The sequence below is a fragment of the Leminorella grimontii genome (assembly GCF_039789245.1).
GTDB lineage: Bacteria > Pseudomonadota > Gammaproteobacteria > Enterobacterales > Enterobacteriaceae > Leminorella > Leminorella grimontii.
In genome coordinates this window covers 992,870-1,008,068 of sequence record NZ_CP146357.1, presented here as the reverse complement: position 1 = coordinate 1,008,068, position 15,199 = coordinate 992,870, and the positions used below count along the sequence as shown (strand labels likewise).

The 15,199-nt window shown below is 54.6% G+C and carries 18 protein-coding genes; 6 read left to right on the top strand and 12 right to left on the bottom strand.

The window, feature by feature from the left end:
* The first annotated feature begins 19 nt into the window (after positions 1-19).
* Complete coding sequence (locus tag V8L73_RS04780; protein WP_347254251.1) at positions 20-1,192, top strand: anaerobic sulfatase maturase; 1,173 nt, start codon at positions 20-22, stop codon at positions 1,190-1,192.
* A 38-nt stretch (positions 1,193-1,230) separates the two neighbouring features.
* On the opposite strand, the gene V8L73_RS04775 is transcribed toward V8L73_RS04780, so the two are convergent.
* Entirely contained in the window at positions 1,231-2,553 is a 1,323-nt protein-coding gene (locus V8L73_RS04775; RefSeq protein ID WP_347254250.1) for a 6-phospho-beta-glucosidase, read from the bottom strand.
* Positions 2,554-2,713: 160 nt separating this feature from the next.
* Between V8L73_RS04775 and V8L73_RS04770 the strand changes: the two genes are divergently transcribed.
* From V8L73_RS04770 to V8L73_RS04760, 3 genes are all read left to right on the top strand, one after another.
* A complete protein-coding gene (locus V8L73_RS04770; protein ID WP_347254790.1) occupies positions 2,714-3,571 on the top strand; it encodes a LysR substrate-binding domain-containing protein in 858 nt (285 codons plus the stop codon).
* Positions 3,572-3,692: 121 nt separating this feature from the next.
* Positions 3,693-4,529, top strand: a complete 837-nt coding sequence (locus V8L73_RS04765; protein WP_027274059.1) for a 3-hydroxyacyl-CoA dehydrogenase family protein — start codon at positions 3,693-3,695, stop codon at positions 4,527-4,529.
* A 61-nt stretch (positions 4,530-4,590) separates the two neighbouring features.
* Positions 4,591-4,809, top strand: coding sequence for a hypothetical protein (locus V8L73_RS04760; RefSeq protein ID WP_051155630.1), 219 nt, complete (start codon positions 4,591-4,593; stop codon positions 4,807-4,809).
* A 93-nt stretch (positions 4,810-4,902) separates the two neighbouring features.
* Here V8L73_RS04760 and V8L73_RS04755 read toward each other — a convergent pair whose 3' ends face one another.
* From V8L73_RS04755 to V8L73_RS04740, 4 genes are all read right to left on the bottom strand, one after another.
* Positions 4,903-5,235 (bottom strand): hypothetical protein, encoded by a 333-nt coding sequence (locus tag V8L73_RS04755; protein WP_027274060.1) that lies wholly within the window; start codon positions 5,233-5,235, stop codon positions 4,903-4,905.
* A gap of 135 nt (positions 5,236-5,370) precedes the next feature.
* Complete coding sequence (locus V8L73_RS04750) at positions 5,371-5,751, bottom strand: hypothetical protein (RefSeq protein ID WP_261831249.1); 381 nt, start codon at positions 5,749-5,751, stop codon at positions 5,371-5,373.
* Positions 5,752-5,782: 31 nt separating this feature from the next.
* Positions 5,783-6,280: a DUF523 domain-containing protein gene (locus tag V8L73_RS04745; RefSeq protein ID WP_347254249.1), complete on the bottom strand. Its 498-nt coding sequence runs from the start codon at positions 6,278-6,280 to the stop codon at positions 5,783-5,785.
* 25 nt (positions 6,281-6,305) lie between these two features.
* Positions 6,306-6,473 (bottom strand): hypothetical protein, encoded by a 168-nt coding sequence (locus tag V8L73_RS04740; protein ID WP_036023592.1) that lies wholly within the window; start codon positions 6,471-6,473, stop codon positions 6,306-6,308.
* Positions 6,474-6,614: 141 nt separating this feature from the next.
* Between V8L73_RS04740 and V8L73_RS04735 the strand changes: the two genes are divergently transcribed.
* Positions 6,615-6,974: a hypothetical protein gene (locus V8L73_RS04735; protein ID WP_347254248.1), complete on the top strand. Its 360-nt coding sequence runs from the start codon at positions 6,615-6,617 to the stop codon at positions 6,972-6,974.
* Positions 6,975-7,040: 66 nt separating this feature from the next.
* Here the strand turns inward: V8L73_RS04735 and V8L73_RS04730 are convergent, their stop codons facing one another.
* The 6 genes from V8L73_RS04730 to guaB form a co-directional block, all read right to left on the bottom strand.
* Positions 7,041-7,373 (bottom strand): type II toxin-antitoxin system RelE/ParE family toxin, encoded by a 333-nt coding sequence (locus tag V8L73_RS04730; RefSeq protein ID WP_347254247.1) that lies wholly within the window; start codon positions 7,371-7,373, stop codon positions 7,041-7,043.
* A gap of 32 nt (positions 7,374-7,405) precedes the next feature.
* Positions 7,406-7,639 carry a type II toxin-antitoxin system Phd/YefM family antitoxin gene (locus V8L73_RS04725; RefSeq protein ID WP_347254789.1) on the bottom strand — a complete coding sequence of 78 codons (234 nt, stop codon included), beginning with the start codon at positions 7,637-7,639 and terminating at the stop codon, positions 7,406-7,408.
* Between the two features lie 311 nt (positions 7,640-7,950).
* Positions 7,951-8,640 carry an HNH endonuclease signature motif containing protein gene (locus V8L73_RS04720; RefSeq protein WP_347254246.1) on the bottom strand — a complete coding sequence of 230 codons (690 nt, stop codon included), beginning with the start codon at positions 8,638-8,640 and terminating at the stop codon, positions 7,951-7,953.
* Between the two features lie 102 nt (positions 8,641-8,742).
* A complete protein-coding gene (locus V8L73_RS04715) occupies positions 8,743-9,336 on the bottom strand; it encodes a hypothetical protein (protein WP_347254245.1) in 594 nt (197 codons plus the stop codon).
* 418 nt (positions 9,337-9,754) lie between these two features.
* Complete coding sequence (guaA, locus tag V8L73_RS04710; RefSeq protein ID WP_347254244.1) at positions 9,755-11,332, bottom strand: glutamine-hydrolyzing GMP synthase; 1,578 nt, start codon at positions 11,330-11,332, stop codon at positions 9,755-9,757.
* Between the two features lie 426 nt (positions 11,333-11,758).
* Positions 11,759-13,228: an IMP dehydrogenase gene (gene guaB / locus V8L73_RS04705; RefSeq protein WP_261831258.1), complete on the bottom strand. Its 1,470-nt coding sequence runs from the start codon at positions 13,226-13,228 to the stop codon at positions 11,759-11,761.
* A 173-nt stretch (positions 13,229-13,401) separates the two neighbouring features.
* Here guaB and xseA point away from each other — a divergent pair, with 173 nt between their 5' ends.
* On the top strand, positions 13,402-14,754 hold the full coding sequence (gene xseA / locus V8L73_RS04700) for an exodeoxyribonuclease VII large subunit (protein WP_347254243.1): 1,353 nt from the start codon (positions 13,402-13,404) through the stop codon (positions 14,752-14,754).
* Here xseA and V8L73_RS04695 read toward each other — a convergent pair.
* Positions 14,751-14,978 (bottom strand): zinc ribbon domain-containing protein, encoded by a 228-nt coding sequence (locus tag V8L73_RS04695; protein ID WP_261831260.1) that lies wholly within the window; start codon positions 14,976-14,978, stop codon positions 14,751-14,753. The genes xseA and V8L73_RS04695 overlap by 4 nt on opposite strands.
* Positions 14,979-15,199 lie beyond the last annotated feature (221 nt).

Here is a 15,199-nt window from a genome sequence, read left to right as displayed (position 1 = left end):
TGCCTTTTTGAGGAACGCTATGCACTTCACGATTAAACCTACCAGCTACCAGTGCAACATAAAGTGCGACTACTGCTTCTATCTGGAAAAAGAGACGGTCTTTAAGCACGAAGGCTGGATGAACGACGAAACGCTGAGCGCTTTTATCAGCCGCTATATTGAGGCCTCGCCGGGTAACGACGTCTACTTCACCTGGCAGGGCGGCGAGCCGACCATGGCGGGCATCGACTTTTTTCGTCGAGCGCTGAGCTATCAGGAACGCTTCAAAAAGGGTAAAACTATCCACAACGCGCTTCAGACCAACGGGCTGCTGCTTAACGACGAGTGGTGCCGCTTCCTGAAGGATAATCAGTTTTTAGTCGGCATCTCCATCGACGGTCCGCAGGAAATGCATGACCGCTATCGCCGTACTCGGGCAGGAAAAGGCACGTTTGATAAGGTGATGGCGGCCATCGAACGGCTTAAGCAGCACGGCGTTGAGTTCAATACGCTGACGGTGGTCAACGCGCATAACGTCCAGCATCCGCTTGAAGTCTACGAGTTTCTAAAAAGCATCGGCAGCCGCCACATGCAGTTTATCGAGCTGCTTGAAACGGCCAAGCCCAACGTCTGCTTCGGCTCACCGGAAGAAAAGCACGACGTTATCGCCTTTTCCGTTCCGGCGGCGGCTTACGGTCGCTTTATGTCTGCAATATTCAAACATTGGGTAAAAAACGACGTCGGCGACGTGTTCGTCCGCCAGTTTGAAACCTTCGTCAGCCGCTTTCTCGGCAACGGCCACACCAGCTGTATCTTTCAGGAGTCGTGCAAAGACAACATGGTGATCGAGTCCAACGGCGATATTTATGAGTGCGATCACTTCGTTTACGACGACTATAAAACCGGGAATATACACCGCGACAGCCTCAAGACCATGAGCAGCGTGACGCTCTCCGCCCAGAAAAAGAAGCTCTCTTTGGAATGCCAGCAGTGCAGCTATAGGCCCATCTGTCACGGCGGCTGCCCAAAGCACCGGATCAACAAGGGAACGGACAACCCAATTTCCTACTTCTGCGAAGGCTATAAGATCATGTTCGCTACGATGGTGCCCTATCTCAACGCCATGGTGGAGCTGGCAAAAAACGGGATACCGGTTTATCAAATTAGGGAAATTGCCGACAGGATTGACGCCGCCGTAGCGCAAAGACCCTGAGCGAAGGCGTTCAGCTCAGGGTTTTACGCGACCGTAGCCTATCCCCGACGCCGATGAAACGCCGGCATCAGCGGCCGATTGTGTTCAATCACCTCGTCCAGCGCCTGCTCAAGCGCCTCGCCGCTGGTAATCAGCGGATTGAGCACCAGCGCGCGCCACGCGGTGTGCCGGTCGCCGGTAACGGCCGCCTCGATAGTCAGCTGCTCAAACGACTTCATCAGTTGGAGAAGCCGCAGCGTGTCCTCAGGGAATGGCGCGACGTTCAGCGGCAGCGGGCCGGAACGGGTAATCAGCGAGCTGACCTCCACCGCACAGTCGTCCGGCAGGCCGTTGATAGCGCCGTTATTACGCGTGTTGACGTGCATAATGGTGCGCTTGTCGTTGTAGATAGCGTTCATCAGCTCACAGGCCGCTTCGGAGTAGTATTGCCCACCGCGCCCTTCCAGCGCCTTCGGCTTAACCGCAAGGCTTGGGTCGCGATAGAGGTCGAACAGTTCTTTTTCCAGCTGTTTCACCACTTCGCCGCGCGTGCCCTCGCCGCCCGCTTCCGCCTGTTCCTGTTTAAGAATATCCCCCTTCATGTAGTAGTAGCGCAGGTAGGCGCAGGGGATCATGCCCAACCCTTGCAGCAGGTGCTTCGGCCAGCTGAACGGCGGGATGTTTCTTGGCACCAGCGGATCGCGCCCGGCGCTGATGTGGGCGATAACGTCGTTAAGGCGCTCTTTGCCCCTGTGCAGGATCTGACGGGCAAAGATAAAGTGGTTTAGCCCGGCGACCTGCATAATGAAATCGCTCTCGTTTTCACATTCCAGCAGCTGCGCCACGCCCTTTTGCATAATGACCGGCACGTTGCACAGGCCAACGGTTTTGACACCGCTGTGGCGTAAAATCGCCTCCGTCACCATGCCCGACGGGTTGGTGAAGTTAAGCAGCCATGCGTCCGGGCAGAGTTGCTCCATCTCGTGGGCAATCTCCAGCGCGATCGGGATGGTTCGACAGGCGTTGGCAAAGCCGCCGAGGCCGTTGGTTTCCTGGCCAATCAGGCCGTACTTCAGTGAGATGCGCTCGTCGCTGATGCGCGCTTCCAGGCAGCCTGCGCGGAACTGGGAGCAGACGAAGTCCGCCCCCTCTAGCGCCGCCCGTCGGTCAAGCGTGGCTACCACCTCAATCGACAGCCCCGCTTTGGCGATCATCCGCCGTGCCAGGCCCGTGATAATCTCCAGCTTCTCGCGCCCTTCTTCGATGTCCACCAGCCACAGCGCCCCTACCGGCAGCTCGCCGTGACGCTTAAGCAACCCTTCAATCAGCTCCGGCGTATAGCTGGAGCCACCGCCGATGACGACTATTTTAAGCTTCGACATGGTTCCCCCCTCATGAATTGATATATAACTATTAAAAAGGCGATGAAATGCGCGAACAAACGAAAAAAATCGGCTTATGCATTAACCTGATTAATGCATAACGAAGGGGAAAAACATGCTGGAACAACAGAGCGTCCTGGCGCTTTTGCAAACCTTTGAGGTGACGGCGCGGCACCTGAGCTTTACTCTGGCGGCAAAGGAGCTAAATCTGACGCAGGGGGCCATCAGCCACCGCATCCACCGGCTGGAAATGCAGATTGGCTTTAGGCTGTTTATCCGCATGACTCGAAGACTAGCGCTGACGGAAGAGGGAAAGCGGCTGCTTGCCACGCTGAGCCACTCGCTGCGCGCCATCGTCGACGAAATTGAAGATATCCGCGAACAGGACCTGCGCGGCACGCTGCACATCGGCATTGCGCCGACGCTGGCGCACCTGTGGCTGACGCCTCGCCTGCCCCGCTTTCAGGCCGCCTGGCCGGGGCTGAATCTCCAATTCAAAGTGCGCGCCGGGGCGATGGATTTCAACGAAGAGCGCGTCGATTTGGCCCTCTACTACGGCGCGGCGCGCTACCCCGACCTTTATCAGGAAAGGTTGATGGGAGAAAAGCTGCTGCCGGTTTGCTCCCCCGCCTATCGGCAGCAGCACCGGTTACACTCCGTAGAGAAACTCGCCGACGCCACCTTTATCCACGCACAGGAGTCCACCGACGTGCAGGACCGGTTTGCCGAATGGCGCCTGTGGTGCAAGGAAACGGGCCGCGACCTCCCCTTTGAAGCGCGATGCTACGGCGTCAACAACCATTCCATTGCGGTTCAGATGGCGGAAAGCGGGCTGGGCGTGGTGATGGGGCGGCTGACGCTGATCGAGCCGCTGCTGGCGGCGGGCAGGCTGGTCAGCCTCAGCGACGAGGCCGTTGCGTCACCGTTTGGCTACGACCTGATCTGCCCGAAGGAAAACCGCGAGCGCCCTCGTTTTAAGACGTTCAGCCAATGGCTAAAGGGCGAGTGCGGCGGATAAAATACAACGCATGTTCCAAATCTGCGCTCCGCGACACGGTCTTCTCCGCCGCTTGGCGATATAATCCTTAAATAAATATAAAAAGCTCTCCAACCGGTTGAAAAATAGAAAGGATCTAAATATGAAAGTAGGCGTTATCGGCGCAGGCGCAATGGGCGCAGGCATTGCTCAGGTGTTTGCCGCCGCAGAAGGCTTTTCGGTGGTTCTCTGCGATATCAAGCAGGAGTTCGCAGAGAAAGGGAAAAACGGCATTATCGCCGCGCTCGGCAGACTGGTGGAAAAAGGCAAGATGGAGCCAGAAAAGGCCAAGGCGATCGCGGCCAATATTACCCCGGGCCTGACGGACGCCGTCGCCGACTGCGACCTCATCATCGAGGCGGTAGTCGAGAAGATCGAGATCAAGCGCCAGCTCTTTAATAGCCTGATGAAAACCTGCCGGCCCGACGCAATCTTCGCCTCCAACACATCTTCGCTGTCCATTACCGAACTCAGCGCCGGGCTGGACCGCCAGGTCATCGGCCTGCACTTTTTCAACCCCGCGCCGGTGATGGCGCTGGTGGAAATCGTCGTTGGCCTGGGCACTACCGACGAAACGGTAGCCAAAATGCAGGAATTAGTGACAAAAGTCGGCAAAGTGGCGGTTATCTCCAAGGACGCCCCCGGTTTTATCGTTAACCGGGTGCTGATCCCGATGGTGAACGAGGCCATCGGCATCTACGCTGACGGCACCGCCAGCGCGGAAGACATCGATACCGCCATGAAGCTTGGCGCTAACCACCCCATGGGCCCGCTGGCGCTGGGCGACCTTATAGGGCTAGACGTCTGCCTCGCCATTATGGAAGTGCTCTACTCAGAAACCGGCGATCCGAAGTATCGGCCGCACGTGCTGCTGCGCAAGATGGTCCGCGGCGGCGCGCTTGGCAAGAAGAGTGGGAAAGGGTTTTATCGTTACGGGTGATGGAGGCCGCTGCCGCTGTTCTGGTGGAGGGGCGTTTCACCTCAAAGATTACGAGGACGTCATGAAAATACCCAACATTCACGAAGGCAAAGCGGATAAACCACAGATAGAAATTCCTACAGTCAATTCGCCAAAAGCCCATAAGGAAAAGCGTTTAGGCTTTATGGTGGGAAATATCAGCGTACCTGATGATTTTGACCGGATGGGAGAAGCAGAGATTGAGCGGCTGTTCGGCATTGGTTCCAGCTCAACCTCATGTTCTATCGAAGGCAGTAGATAAATAATATCAGGGCCATTTTCCTAAAAAACCGGACTTCTCAATCAAAAAGTCCGGTTTTTAATTAGCAACGCAAACAAAGACGCCTGTCAGTGCTCACTCATAAAAATAAACATAAAGCGGAGCGTCGTTCTCTAACAGGCACAGCATGTTAAGCGGCTCCCCGAGCTTATCTTCCAGCGTCGCGGTCAACTGCGTGGCGATATGCTGGCTGCCCACCTTCGCGTCATACCTCTCTACGATAATGCTATCGCGCTCTGGCGTCAGCCCCTTCAGCCGGGTCTGAAACCCTGGGTTGTCTTTAACCGCCTCCAGGCCGTATTTCAAGCATTCGCCCGTCAGCGCCTCTTCAGACGATGCGGCATTCGCCTGAGCTAACGGAGTCGAAAACAGTAGCGCTAGCAGCGCGGCGTTTAGCCATTTTTGCATGGGTTTGCTCCGTAGTGTGGCAATGGGTGGATTCGCAGCATAAGTTAACAATAAATAATAACGAATGAAACATCACTGACGATAGCGGCAGGGCTGACCTCGGGCCGATTAGGCCTGTGCCTATTACAAAATTAACTACTCATCCAGAAGCGCCGTGGGAACGCCGACGCGCCAGCCTTTACCATCCCCATATTGGCCCTTTTCGCTTCGCTCGCAGCTTACCAAAACCGTATATTTTACAGAAAGCCCCATGCTTTTCGGCGCCCACCCTGACTTGAGGGGAACGGCGCACGGAGCAACAACCACTTTTAAGTTTGGTCCCAGGCTTTTTCTTTTGATATGCGTTCTGGCTTCCTCTTCAACGAGAAATTTTTCCGCTTCTTCGTTGATTTCATACAGCCCATGCTTGACGTCGTTGGTACGATCGTCTTCCAAACCGCGATAGATATGGCTATAGCCGACGTTAGGAAGCAAAAACGCCAGCAGCAAAAGCCCGGAAACGGCTATTATCTTCATCTTGTTACTCTTCCCTGTAAGGTACCTCGATTTAATCGGCGTCCATCTTTTCCACACGAGCAATAAGCTCGGCAAGCTGTTCTTCTGAAAACACCTCAATACCGTGCTCGCGCAGCAGCGCGGCGGCGACGCCTTCGCCCGGCTTACGCTGCCCGCTAAACGAGCCGTCGTAGATAAACCGGCTACCGCAGGTCGGACTGCCGTCGGTCAACAGCGCCACGCGGCATCCGCCTTCCGTCGCAGCCTTTAGCGCCAGCCAGGCTGCTAGCTGGTAGTGCGCGGTGACGTCATGGCCGCTGCTTTCGACAATCCTTCCCTTGCCCTGCATCACCGCCCTACCCTGACTGGCGACGATTTCCGCAGGTAGGCGCGGCGTCGGCAGCCCCGCCGCCAGCTCCGGGCAGTGGACCACCAGCCGCCCCTCTTGCCGCCAGCGCTCAAGCGTGGGCAACAGTTGCGCTTTAGCGCTGCCGTTATAGCGGACTTCATGGCCCAGCAGACAGGCGCTGACCAGGATTTTTGTTTTCATGGCGGTGTTGGCCGTTGGGGTTGGATTAGCCTTTTGGATCGATGCCGCGTTCGCGCAGCTCTTTACGGAGGATTCGTTTGATCCACGCAGCCAGCGACTCATCGCCGTCCTCACGCTGCGCTTTCTCCATTGCGGCTCTCAGCTCGGGGTCGAGGCGAAACTGAAACGGAGGATTACCTCTTCTTTCATTCATGTGTATTGACACCTAAATTACACTTGAGTTAATGTAGCTATGTGTGATGACACATTACTATCACACCGAACAAAAAACAACGCCCCGAAGTGCGGTAACACTGTCGAGGCGTCTAACCACAACATTAAACAAGGTAATGATATGGCTATCGATAATAGTAACACGAACAAGTATTTCGACGCACTGCCCAACGCCGAGATCCTCTATTCTGACCTGGCGAACGCGCTGGAAAAGGTCGACGTCTCCACCCTGACGCCCGAAGAGCGCCTGCATCTGGCCCACTGCTGTCAGGAAGCGCAAGCGGGCCTTTGCCACTGCCTGACGTTTATCGGCGATACGATGCTGAGCTTCGCCCAAAGCGACGTGCACGAGTTCACGCCAGAGAGCCTTTGTCAGCTGGGGCATGGGATAACGTCGATTGGGCAGCTGGTGCCGGCGCTGGGAGAATTGGGACGGGTGGCGTTTTCTACGCTGGAGAGGCAGGAAGTGGGCGGTAACTGATTGTCCGACGAAGATCCCCGCAATTTTTTATAAAGCTGCGGGGAACTGAACTATTGCCGAGCGGGATCACGCCGCTATCAGACGCTTAAACAGCAACTGCTGTATATCCTGCCGATGCGACAGGATCGCATGCGCGGTCACTAATACCTCGTCAACGGAATACAAAACCCGATAACCTTCGGCGTGGTTATATTCACGGTACTTCGCGCAGCCAATCTTCAGCAGTTCAGGACAAATCTGGCATCCAAGCGGAAATTGACCAACGGTATGCTCAAACTGGGTCAGAATATCCGCAATAATCGGGCGAGGTTCAGCGCCAATGCGGCGCAGGTGATTCACGATATGGTCAATGCAGTGTTTCACCGTAAGCGTGTACTCAAAGGTAACGTCGTTTTTCATCTAGGTCCCTTAGCCATCAAGCAGCCTAAGCCTCAGTCTGCGATGCCGTCTAATAGCTGCTCTTTTGAGAACACGCGCCCTTCGGACTTATCTTTCTCTGAAAGAGTTAGCAGTTTCAGCAGTGCAATGGCGTTTTTCCGCTCCTGCTGCTGGTCGTAGGACTCTATCACGTAGGCCGGCACGCCGTTTTGCGTCACCAGGATAGGCTCGGACAGGTCAAGCGTCGCCGCGTTTCTTTTGATGTAGCTGATGGTTTCTACTTTCACGATCTCTGATCTCATGGAATGCACCTTGATTTTAATATAGACCATATTTAGACCACCAACAAGCGAGGCTTTGTTTTTAATCTTTTGTCAGTGGGTTATGGAGGTATACTAGAAAGCCAAGGCGCTTGTCTTCACCTTCGATTTGATATTTGGGGAAATTGCGACTTTTCGCCAAGGTAGCTTGTAGTTATTTCAGACGTATGGCACGTGGAATGCGATGAATGCCGCAATAAAACCTTTATCATCAACAAAAACTGAGGCCAGCTTGCACTAGCCTTTTATCAAGTTACGGCTGATACCGGCCATCACGATCACTCGCGGATTAAACATTGAAGACTGTCATACAGTTTTTCAGCGACTTCTTTTGCATTAGCGCCATAGTGAAGTTCCGCATGGCAGTTAGAACAAATGGCTACCGCGTTAGTGACCGTATCCGATCCCCCATCCGCTAAGCGCTTAACGTGATGCGCTTCAAGATAGGGATTCCCTTCATAATTTAGAAAAGGCGCTGGCCTTTGGCAGCACTCGCATACACCGTTAGCTCGCTTCAATACCCAAGCTTTTACCTCTGGATCGCGTTGATATTGTACTGAATAAACTCTCGCTGCTTTCGGCTTAGCGTTTCCCGGCGGCGGTCCCGTCCTTTTTTTCTTCATCGCTTCCCGAACCGCAATCTCAAAGGCGGCGACAGAAGACGTTATACCCTCGGCGTCAGCAATCAATTTCTCAATTTGCCCACCAACGTTTGAGCCCACGTTCTTCGCGGGCTTCAAACCAGGCAGCCAACTTCGGCCCATAAGAGATAGAACATAAGAAATATTCTGCATGCGGTATTCGAACGCTTTCGTCGTTCTACCAAATTGAGCTGCTAGTTCGTCATAATATTTTTTCTTATTAAATTTTTTGCCTGACTGATTAAGCTTCAGCATTTCTAGGTAGGCGATAACCGAAGAGCGAAGTTCCGCTTCAGTCCATGGTTTGGGAGTGCTGGAGTCATTCATTATGTTTATAACCGAATTTTATTAAGTCTTATGTAGGATAACATTTCGTCACTTGAAGTTATCGATTAAACACCAATCACCCATCGAGCGCATATATTCATACTATCCAGGTTGTTGACCACCCGATGTTGGAATGTCCTGAGCGTTTTCCTGTAGTTTTTCACACTCGCGTGCCGTAACAACATAGGAAATAATTTCCTGATTGTCTTCTCCCACATAGACGTTTTTCACATTAAAACCGGCATTTAGTAATGATGCTGTAGCGCTATTTTCACGACATATCCCTTTTATTTTTTTGGCTTTAATCTCCTGCTGCGCCTTTACCTTATCCGCTTTTATTGCATCAAGTGTTTGCGCGTTGAGTTTTGCCGCCCTAATAAATGATATCTCATCCTCGTGACGCGCCAGCTCCACCAGTCTGAATGTTTCATCTTTTTCTGGCGGTGATGCTTTTATTTTATCGTTAAACTCTTTTATCCAAGCATCAGCAGCCGCATTCCTTTTACGTAATGCTTTAAGCTGATTGGTTATTGAAAACGGATCGTTCCTTTCCTGCTCAATTTGTGCCTCTATACGTGGCTGAACGATAAAAGCGTCATATGCTTTATAGCCCATTTTACCCAGTACAAAAATGGTAAACAAAATACAAAAAACTTTCTTCCAGTCTAACTCCGAGGAATTTGTGCCATCGCTCATACCGCAACTCCCTATATTAAATCATGTCCTTTTACATACATCTTCACACCAATACCGCTATAATATAATACGCTTGTTTGGATATTTTAAGAAGATATTCCTAGAACGATAATATAGAACGAACATTAGAAAAAACTCAAAATAATCATCATCAAAACGCGCATATCAGGCAATATTTACCGCGTTATTAAATCTATTCACATCAAACAAATACAGTGAATCAATTTTTTCAGGCAGAGTCTGCATTAGAAAAAATTGTTTATTGACAGCCAGATAGGATTTATTCAGTCCTTCCGACACGGGTATAAATACTATTTCCATTGAAGAAACACATAATGGCATAAATAAAAAAGCCAGCTAATCAAATGACATAGCTGGCTTTTTAAATGCTCTCTAACTATCGGAGAATATCAGATTCCTATTCCCACTCAATCGTCGCCGGCGGCTTCCCAGAAATATCGTAAACCACCCTAGAGATCCCGTTCACTTCATTAATAATGCGGTTCGACACACGCCCCAGGAAGTCATACGGCAGATGCGCCCAGTGCGCCGTCATAAAGTCGATGGTTTCCACCGCTCGCAGGGAGACGACCCAGTCGTACTTGCGGCCGTCGCCCATTACGCCGACGGAGCGCACCGGCAGGAAGACGGTGAACGCCTGGCTGACCTTGTTGTACAGGTCCGCCTTATGCAGCTCTTCGATAAAGATGGCGTCGGCACGACGCAGCAGGTCGCAGTACTCTTTCTTCACTTCGCCCAGCACGCGAACGCCGAGGCCGGGGCCTGGGAACGGGTGGCGGTAGAGCATGTCGTACGGCAGGCCCAGCTCCAGACCGATTTTGCGCACTTCATCTTTGAACAGCTCTTTGAGCGGCTCAACCAGCCCCATCTTCATCTCTTCCGGCAGGCCGCCGACGTTGTGGTGAGACTTGATCACGTGGGCCTTGCCGGTCGCGGACGCGGCGGATTCAATCACGTCAGGGTAGATGGTGCCCTGCGCCAGCCACTTAACGTTGACCTGCTTTGAGGCCTCTTCGTCGAACACTTCGACGAACACGCGGCCAATGGTCTTACGCTTGGCTTCCGGATCGGCAATGCCGGCCAGTGCGCTCAGGAAGCGCTGCTCGGCGGGCACGTGCACGATGTTAAGGCCAAAGCGGTCGCCGAACATGTCCATCACCTGCTCGGCTTCGTTCAGGCGCAGCAGGCCGTTGTCGACGAAAACGCAGGTCAGCTTGCTGCCGATAGCGCGGTGTAAAAGCATCGCGGTAACGGAGGAGTCAACGCCGCCGGACAGGCCAAGGATAACCTCGTCGTCGCCCACCTGCTGGCGAATGCGCTCAACGGCGTCTTCAATAATAGAGGCCGGCGTCCACAGCGCTTCACAGCCGCAGATGTCCAACACGAAACGCTTGAGCAGGCGCAGCCCCTGATTGGTGTGAGTCACCTCTGGGTGGAACTGCAGGCCGTAGAAGCGCTTCTCTTCGTTAGCCATAATGGCGAACGGACAGGTGTCGGTGCGCGCAACGGCGGTAAAGCCCGCCGGGATTGCCGTCACCTTGTCGCCGTGGCTCATCCAAACGTCAAGCTGCGCTTTACCTTCGGCGGAGATAGAGTCCTTCACGTCGTGGGTAAAGGCACTTTCGTTAATCACGTCGACTTTGGCGTAGCCGAACTCACGCTCGTTGGAGCCCTGCACCTCGCCGCCCAGCTGGACCGCCATGGTCTGCATGCCGTAGCAAATGCCGAGCACCGGGATACCGGCGTTAAAAACGTACTCCGGCGCGCGCGGGCTGCCCGCTTCGGTGGTGCTTTCAGGGCTGCCGGAAAGGATAATCCCGGTCGGATTGAATTCGCAGATCTGCGCTTCGCTGACGTCCCAGGCCCACAGCTCGCAGTACACGCCGATCTCACGAACGCGACGGGCAATCAGCTGGGTGTATTGAGAACCAAAGTCCAAAATCAGAATGCGGTGACTATGAATGTTTTTTGACATGTACGCTTTCCAAAAACGAGAGAATCACGCCCGATAAACGAGCAAGAAAAAGAAAATTACTCAGTGCTACAACCGAGTCAGAATAATGACAAACGCCTGAAGTAAGTTCCGGACGACCTTCGGAGCCAAACGGAGGGAGAGTCTTCCGTTGGGGTCGACTTGGCGTAAGCCAACGAAGCGCCCCTAGGAAGGCTATGCCCGACGCGCTCCAAGACTAAAAACAAGCGCCCTTCCGGCCGAACACAATGATCATATAGGCACGGCGTGTTCTCGGCCGGAACGATCACTGATGTATATTTAAAGACTTTGCCAACAATCAGACCCGGCATTATAGCCGACTTAACAGAAAGATTACGAGAGGCGTATCGACCTAACTCACCTCTCGCTTAAACGCGGCGGCCTTAGCGCTAAGGCCGCCGAACCTAATCACCCCATACGGTAGTTAGGCGATTCCTTAGTAATTGTCACATCATGAACGTGACTCTCCTGAATGCCCGCGCCGGTGATGCGGACAAACTCGGCCTTGGTGCGCAGCTCGTCGATAGTGCCGCAGCCGGTCAGGCCCATACAGGAGCGCAGGCCGCCCATTTGCTGATGCACGATGGCCTTCAGGTAGCCCTTATAGGCCACGCGACCTTCAATGCCTTCCGGCACCAGCTTGTCCGCCGCGTTGTCGGTCTGGAAGTAGCGGTCGGAAGAGCCTTTAGACATCGCGCCGAGTGAGCCCATGCCGCGGTAGGACTTGAACGAACGGCCCTGATACAGCTCGATTTCGCCCGGAGATTCTTCCGTACCGGCAAGCATGGAGCCCACCATCACGCAGGACGCGCCGGCAGCAATAGCCTTGGCGATGTCGCCGGAGAAGCGGATGCCGCCGTCAGCGATAACCGGAATGCCCATGGCGCCTACGGCTTCAACCGCGTCGGCAATAGCCGTGATTTGCGGCACGCCTACGCCGGTGACGATGCGGGTAGTACAGATAGAGCCGGGGCCGATACCCACTTTCACCGCGTTTACGCCCGCTTCCACCAGCGCTTTAGCGCCGGCTGCGGTCGCGACGTTGCCGCCGATGATTTGCAGCTTGGGATAGGCGGCGCGGGTTTCGCGAATGCGCTGCAGCACGCCTTCAGAGTGACCGTGAGACGAGTCGATAAGCAGCACGTCTACGCCCGCTTCCACCAGCGCGGCAACGCGCTCCTCGTTACCGGCGCCGGCGCCGACCGCAGCGCCTACGCGCAGGCGGCCGTGCTCGTCTTTACAGGCGTTCGGCTTCTGTTCGGCCTTCAGGTAGTCTTTCACGGTGATCATGCCGCGCAGCTGGAACTTCTTATCCACCACCAGCGCCTTTTCTACGCGCTTTTCGTGCATCTTCTGGAATACCAGATCGCGGTCTTTGGCTTCTTTCTCGCTCACGGTGACCAGACGCTCTTTCGGCGTCATCAGCGCGCTGACCGGCTGGTCAAGATCGGTGACGAAACGCACGTCGCGGCCGGTAATAATGCCGACCAGCTCGTTGTTCTTAATCACCACCGGGAAACCGGCAAAGCCGTGCTCGACCGCCATCTCTTTAATCCGACGCACGGTGGTTTCCGGCGCGACGGTGACAGGGTCGGTGACGATACCGCTTTCGTGGCGCTTCACGCGGCGAACTTCTTCCGCCTGGCGCTCGATGGACATGTTTTTATGGATAAAGCCAATGCCGCCTTCCTGCGCCAGCGCAATCGCCAGGTTCGCTTCGGTCACGGTGTCCATCGCGGCGGAAAGCATAGGAATATTCAGACGAATGGTTTTCGTCAGCTGGGTAGAAAGCTCGGCAGTGTTGGGCAGAACGGTAGAATGGGCGGGAACTAACAGGACGTCGTCAAACGTCAGGGCATCTTTCGCGATACGTAGCATGTGCAATATCTCACCGGGTAGGTTGAAGGGGAAACTGATAAAATATTGCCGGTGAAGTATACAGAGGAAACCGATTTCCCTCCACACTTTTTTTCACGCAGGGCTTGATTCATTGGCTCAGCCATGTAGTATCAGTAAATTAAGTCTCTGTTTTAGAGTTTGATCTCCGTCACATGTCGATACCTCTTACCCCCTCTATTTTTACCGTCAGCCGTTTAAACCAAACGGTTCGCCAGCTTTTGGAAATGGAAATGGGGCAAATCTGGCTGTCGGCGGAAATCTCCAACTTCTCCCAGCCCTCTTCCGGCCACTGGTACTTCACCCTGAAAGACGACCGATCGCAGGTGCGCTGCGCGATGTTTCGCACCGCCAACCGCCGAGTCACCTTTGCGCCGCAAAACGGCCAGCAGGTGCTGGTGCGAGCGACCATCACGCTTTATGAGCCGCGCGGCGACTATCAGCTAATTGCCGAAAGCATGCAGCCCGCCGGTGACGGCCTCTTACAGCAGCGGTTCGATCTGCTCAAAGGGAAGCTGTCCGAAGAAGGGCTGTTCGATCCGGCCCGCAAACGCCCGCTGCCCGCCCCCGCGACCCGCGTCGGGATAGTGACCTCCGCCACCGGCGCGGCGCTGCACGACGTGCTGCACATTCTTCAGCGGCGCGATCCTTCCTTGCCGGTGGTGATTTATCCGACCATGGTTCAGGGCGCAGAGGCGACGATGCAAATCGTTCGCGCCATTGAGATCGCCAACCAAAGAAACGAGTGCGACGTGCTGATCGTCGGGCGCGGCGGCGGCTCGTTGGAAGATCTGTGGTGCTTTAACGAAGAGGCGGTCGCCAGGGCGATTTACCAGAGCCGAATTCCCATCGTCAGCGCCGTCGGACACGAAACCGACGTCACTATCGCCGACTTTGTCGCCGACCTGCGCGCGCCGACGCCCTCCGCCGCCGCCGAGCTGGTCAGCCGCAATCAAACCGAGCTGGTGCGCCAGCTGCTGTCCCAGCGGCAGAGGCTCGAAATGGCGATGGACTACTTCCTTGCCCGTCGGCGTCAGGCGCTGGCGCAGCGGGAAAGCCGCCTCCAACAGCAGCACCCGCAGCTTCGCCTGTCGCGCCAGCAAACGGCGCTGATAAAGCTCCAGCGCAGGCTGGAAGAAGGCCTACAGCAAAAGCTGCTGCGCGAAGGTAGAAGGGCCGAGCGCCTGCGCCTTAGGCTACAGCAGGCCCAGCCGATGGAGCAAGTACACCGAGGCCAGCGGCAAATTCAGCAGTTCCAGTTTCAGCTAAGAGAAGCGATGGAGCGCAGGCTCAACGCCGCGCGCCAGCGCTTTAGCGTCGGCTATACGCAGCTTGAGGGCGTAAGCCCGCTGGCGACGCTCGCCAGAGGCTATAGCGTTACGCAGGGCGCAAACGGCGCAGCGTTGCGAAACATCGAGTCGATAAGCCCAGGCGACGCTATCGCCACTCGCCTGAGCGATGGCTGGGTGGACAGCACGGTCACTGCCGTACGTAAGTTAGCCCCTTAGGCCACTTCTTCATACTTCAGCACAATCCTCTTTTTCGATATCAGCCCGTGGCCGTGCTGGCAAAAGTAGTCCACCGCGCCGCAGGCCGCGAGCTTTTCCAGCGGATGTTCACATTCCGGGCAGCGCGCTATTTGCTGATAAACCCTGCGGCAGCTTTCACAGTAAAAGCGGTCCCCTTCCCGCCAGAGCATGGCCTTGCGGCAACGTGGGCAAAGCGAAGTCATTGAACGTCCTTTAGCTATTTAACGCAAAGCCTCTCAGGACATGAGCAAAAAAGCACTTCCTGCGGGGCGCTGCAGTTAACGTTATTTTATTTCGCATAAATCATGCCGGAAACTGGCGTCCACCGCCAACATATTTGTTTATTTTTTAACTCGCCATTTTACAAATCGCCCCTCATAACAACAAAATTATTAAGACAATCACTTTCATTAAAACACTCCTT

Excerpts from the sequence above, each read along its gene's own strand:
- xseA (WP_347254243.1), top strand. The coding sequence starts at position 13,402 with ATGTCGATACCTCTTACCCCCTCTATTTTTACCGTCAGCCGTTTAAAC.
- V8L73_RS04750 (WP_261831249.1), bottom strand. The coding sequence starts at position 5,751 with ATGAAGATAATAGCCGTTTCCGGGCTTTTGCTGCTGGCGTTTTTGCTT.
- V8L73_RS04730 (WP_347254247.1), bottom strand. The coding sequence starts at position 7,373 with ATGAAAAACGACGTTACCTTTGAGTACACGCTTACGGTGAAACACTGC.
- V8L73_RS04780 (WP_347254251.1), top strand. The coding sequence starts at position 20 with ATGCACTTCACGATTAAACCTACCAGCTACCAGTGCAACATAAAGTGC.
- V8L73_RS04765 (WP_027274059.1), top strand. The coding sequence starts at position 3,693 with ATGAAAGTAGGCGTTATCGGCGCAGGCGCAATGGGCGCAGGCATTGCT.
- guaB (WP_261831258.1), bottom strand. The coding sequence starts at position 13,228 with ATGCTACGTATCGCGAAAGATGCCCTGACGTTTGACGACGTCCTGTTA.
- V8L73_RS04740 (WP_036023592.1), bottom strand. The coding sequence starts at position 6,473 with ATGAATGAAAGAAGAGGTAATCCTCCGTTTCAGTTTCGCCTCGACCCC.
- V8L73_RS04755 (WP_027274060.1), bottom strand. The coding sequence starts at position 5,235 with ATGCAAAAATGGCTAAACGCCGCGCTGCTAGCGCTACTGTTTTCGACT.
- V8L73_RS04720 (WP_347254246.1), bottom strand. The coding sequence starts at position 8,640 with ATGAATGACTCCAGCACTCCCAAACCATGGACTGAAGCGGAACTTCGC.
- guaA (WP_347254244.1), bottom strand. The coding sequence starts at position 11,332 with ATGTCAAAAAACATTCATAGTCACCGCATTCTGATTTTGGACTTTGGT.
- V8L73_RS04760 (WP_051155630.1), top strand. The coding sequence starts at position 4,591 with ATGAAAATACCCAACATTCACGAAGGCAAAGCGGATAAACCACAGATA.
- V8L73_RS04775 (WP_347254250.1), bottom strand. The coding sequence starts at position 2,553 with ATGTCGAAGCTTAAAATAGTCGTCATCGGCGGTGGCTCCAGCTATACG.
- V8L73_RS04695 (WP_261831260.1), bottom strand. The coding sequence starts at position 14,978 with ATGACTTCGCTTTGCCCACGTTGCCGCAAGGCCATGCTCTGGCGGGAA.
- V8L73_RS04735 (WP_347254248.1), top strand. The coding sequence starts at position 6,615 with ATGGCTATCGATAATAGTAACACGAACAAGTATTTCGACGCACTGCCC.
- V8L73_RS04715 (WP_347254245.1), bottom strand. The coding sequence starts at position 9,336 with ATGAGCGATGGCACAAATTCCTCGGAGTTAGACTGGAAGAAAGTTTTT.
- V8L73_RS04745 (WP_347254249.1), bottom strand. The coding sequence starts at position 6,280 with ATGAAAACAAAAATCCTGGTCAGCGCCTGTCTGCTGGGCCATGAAGTC.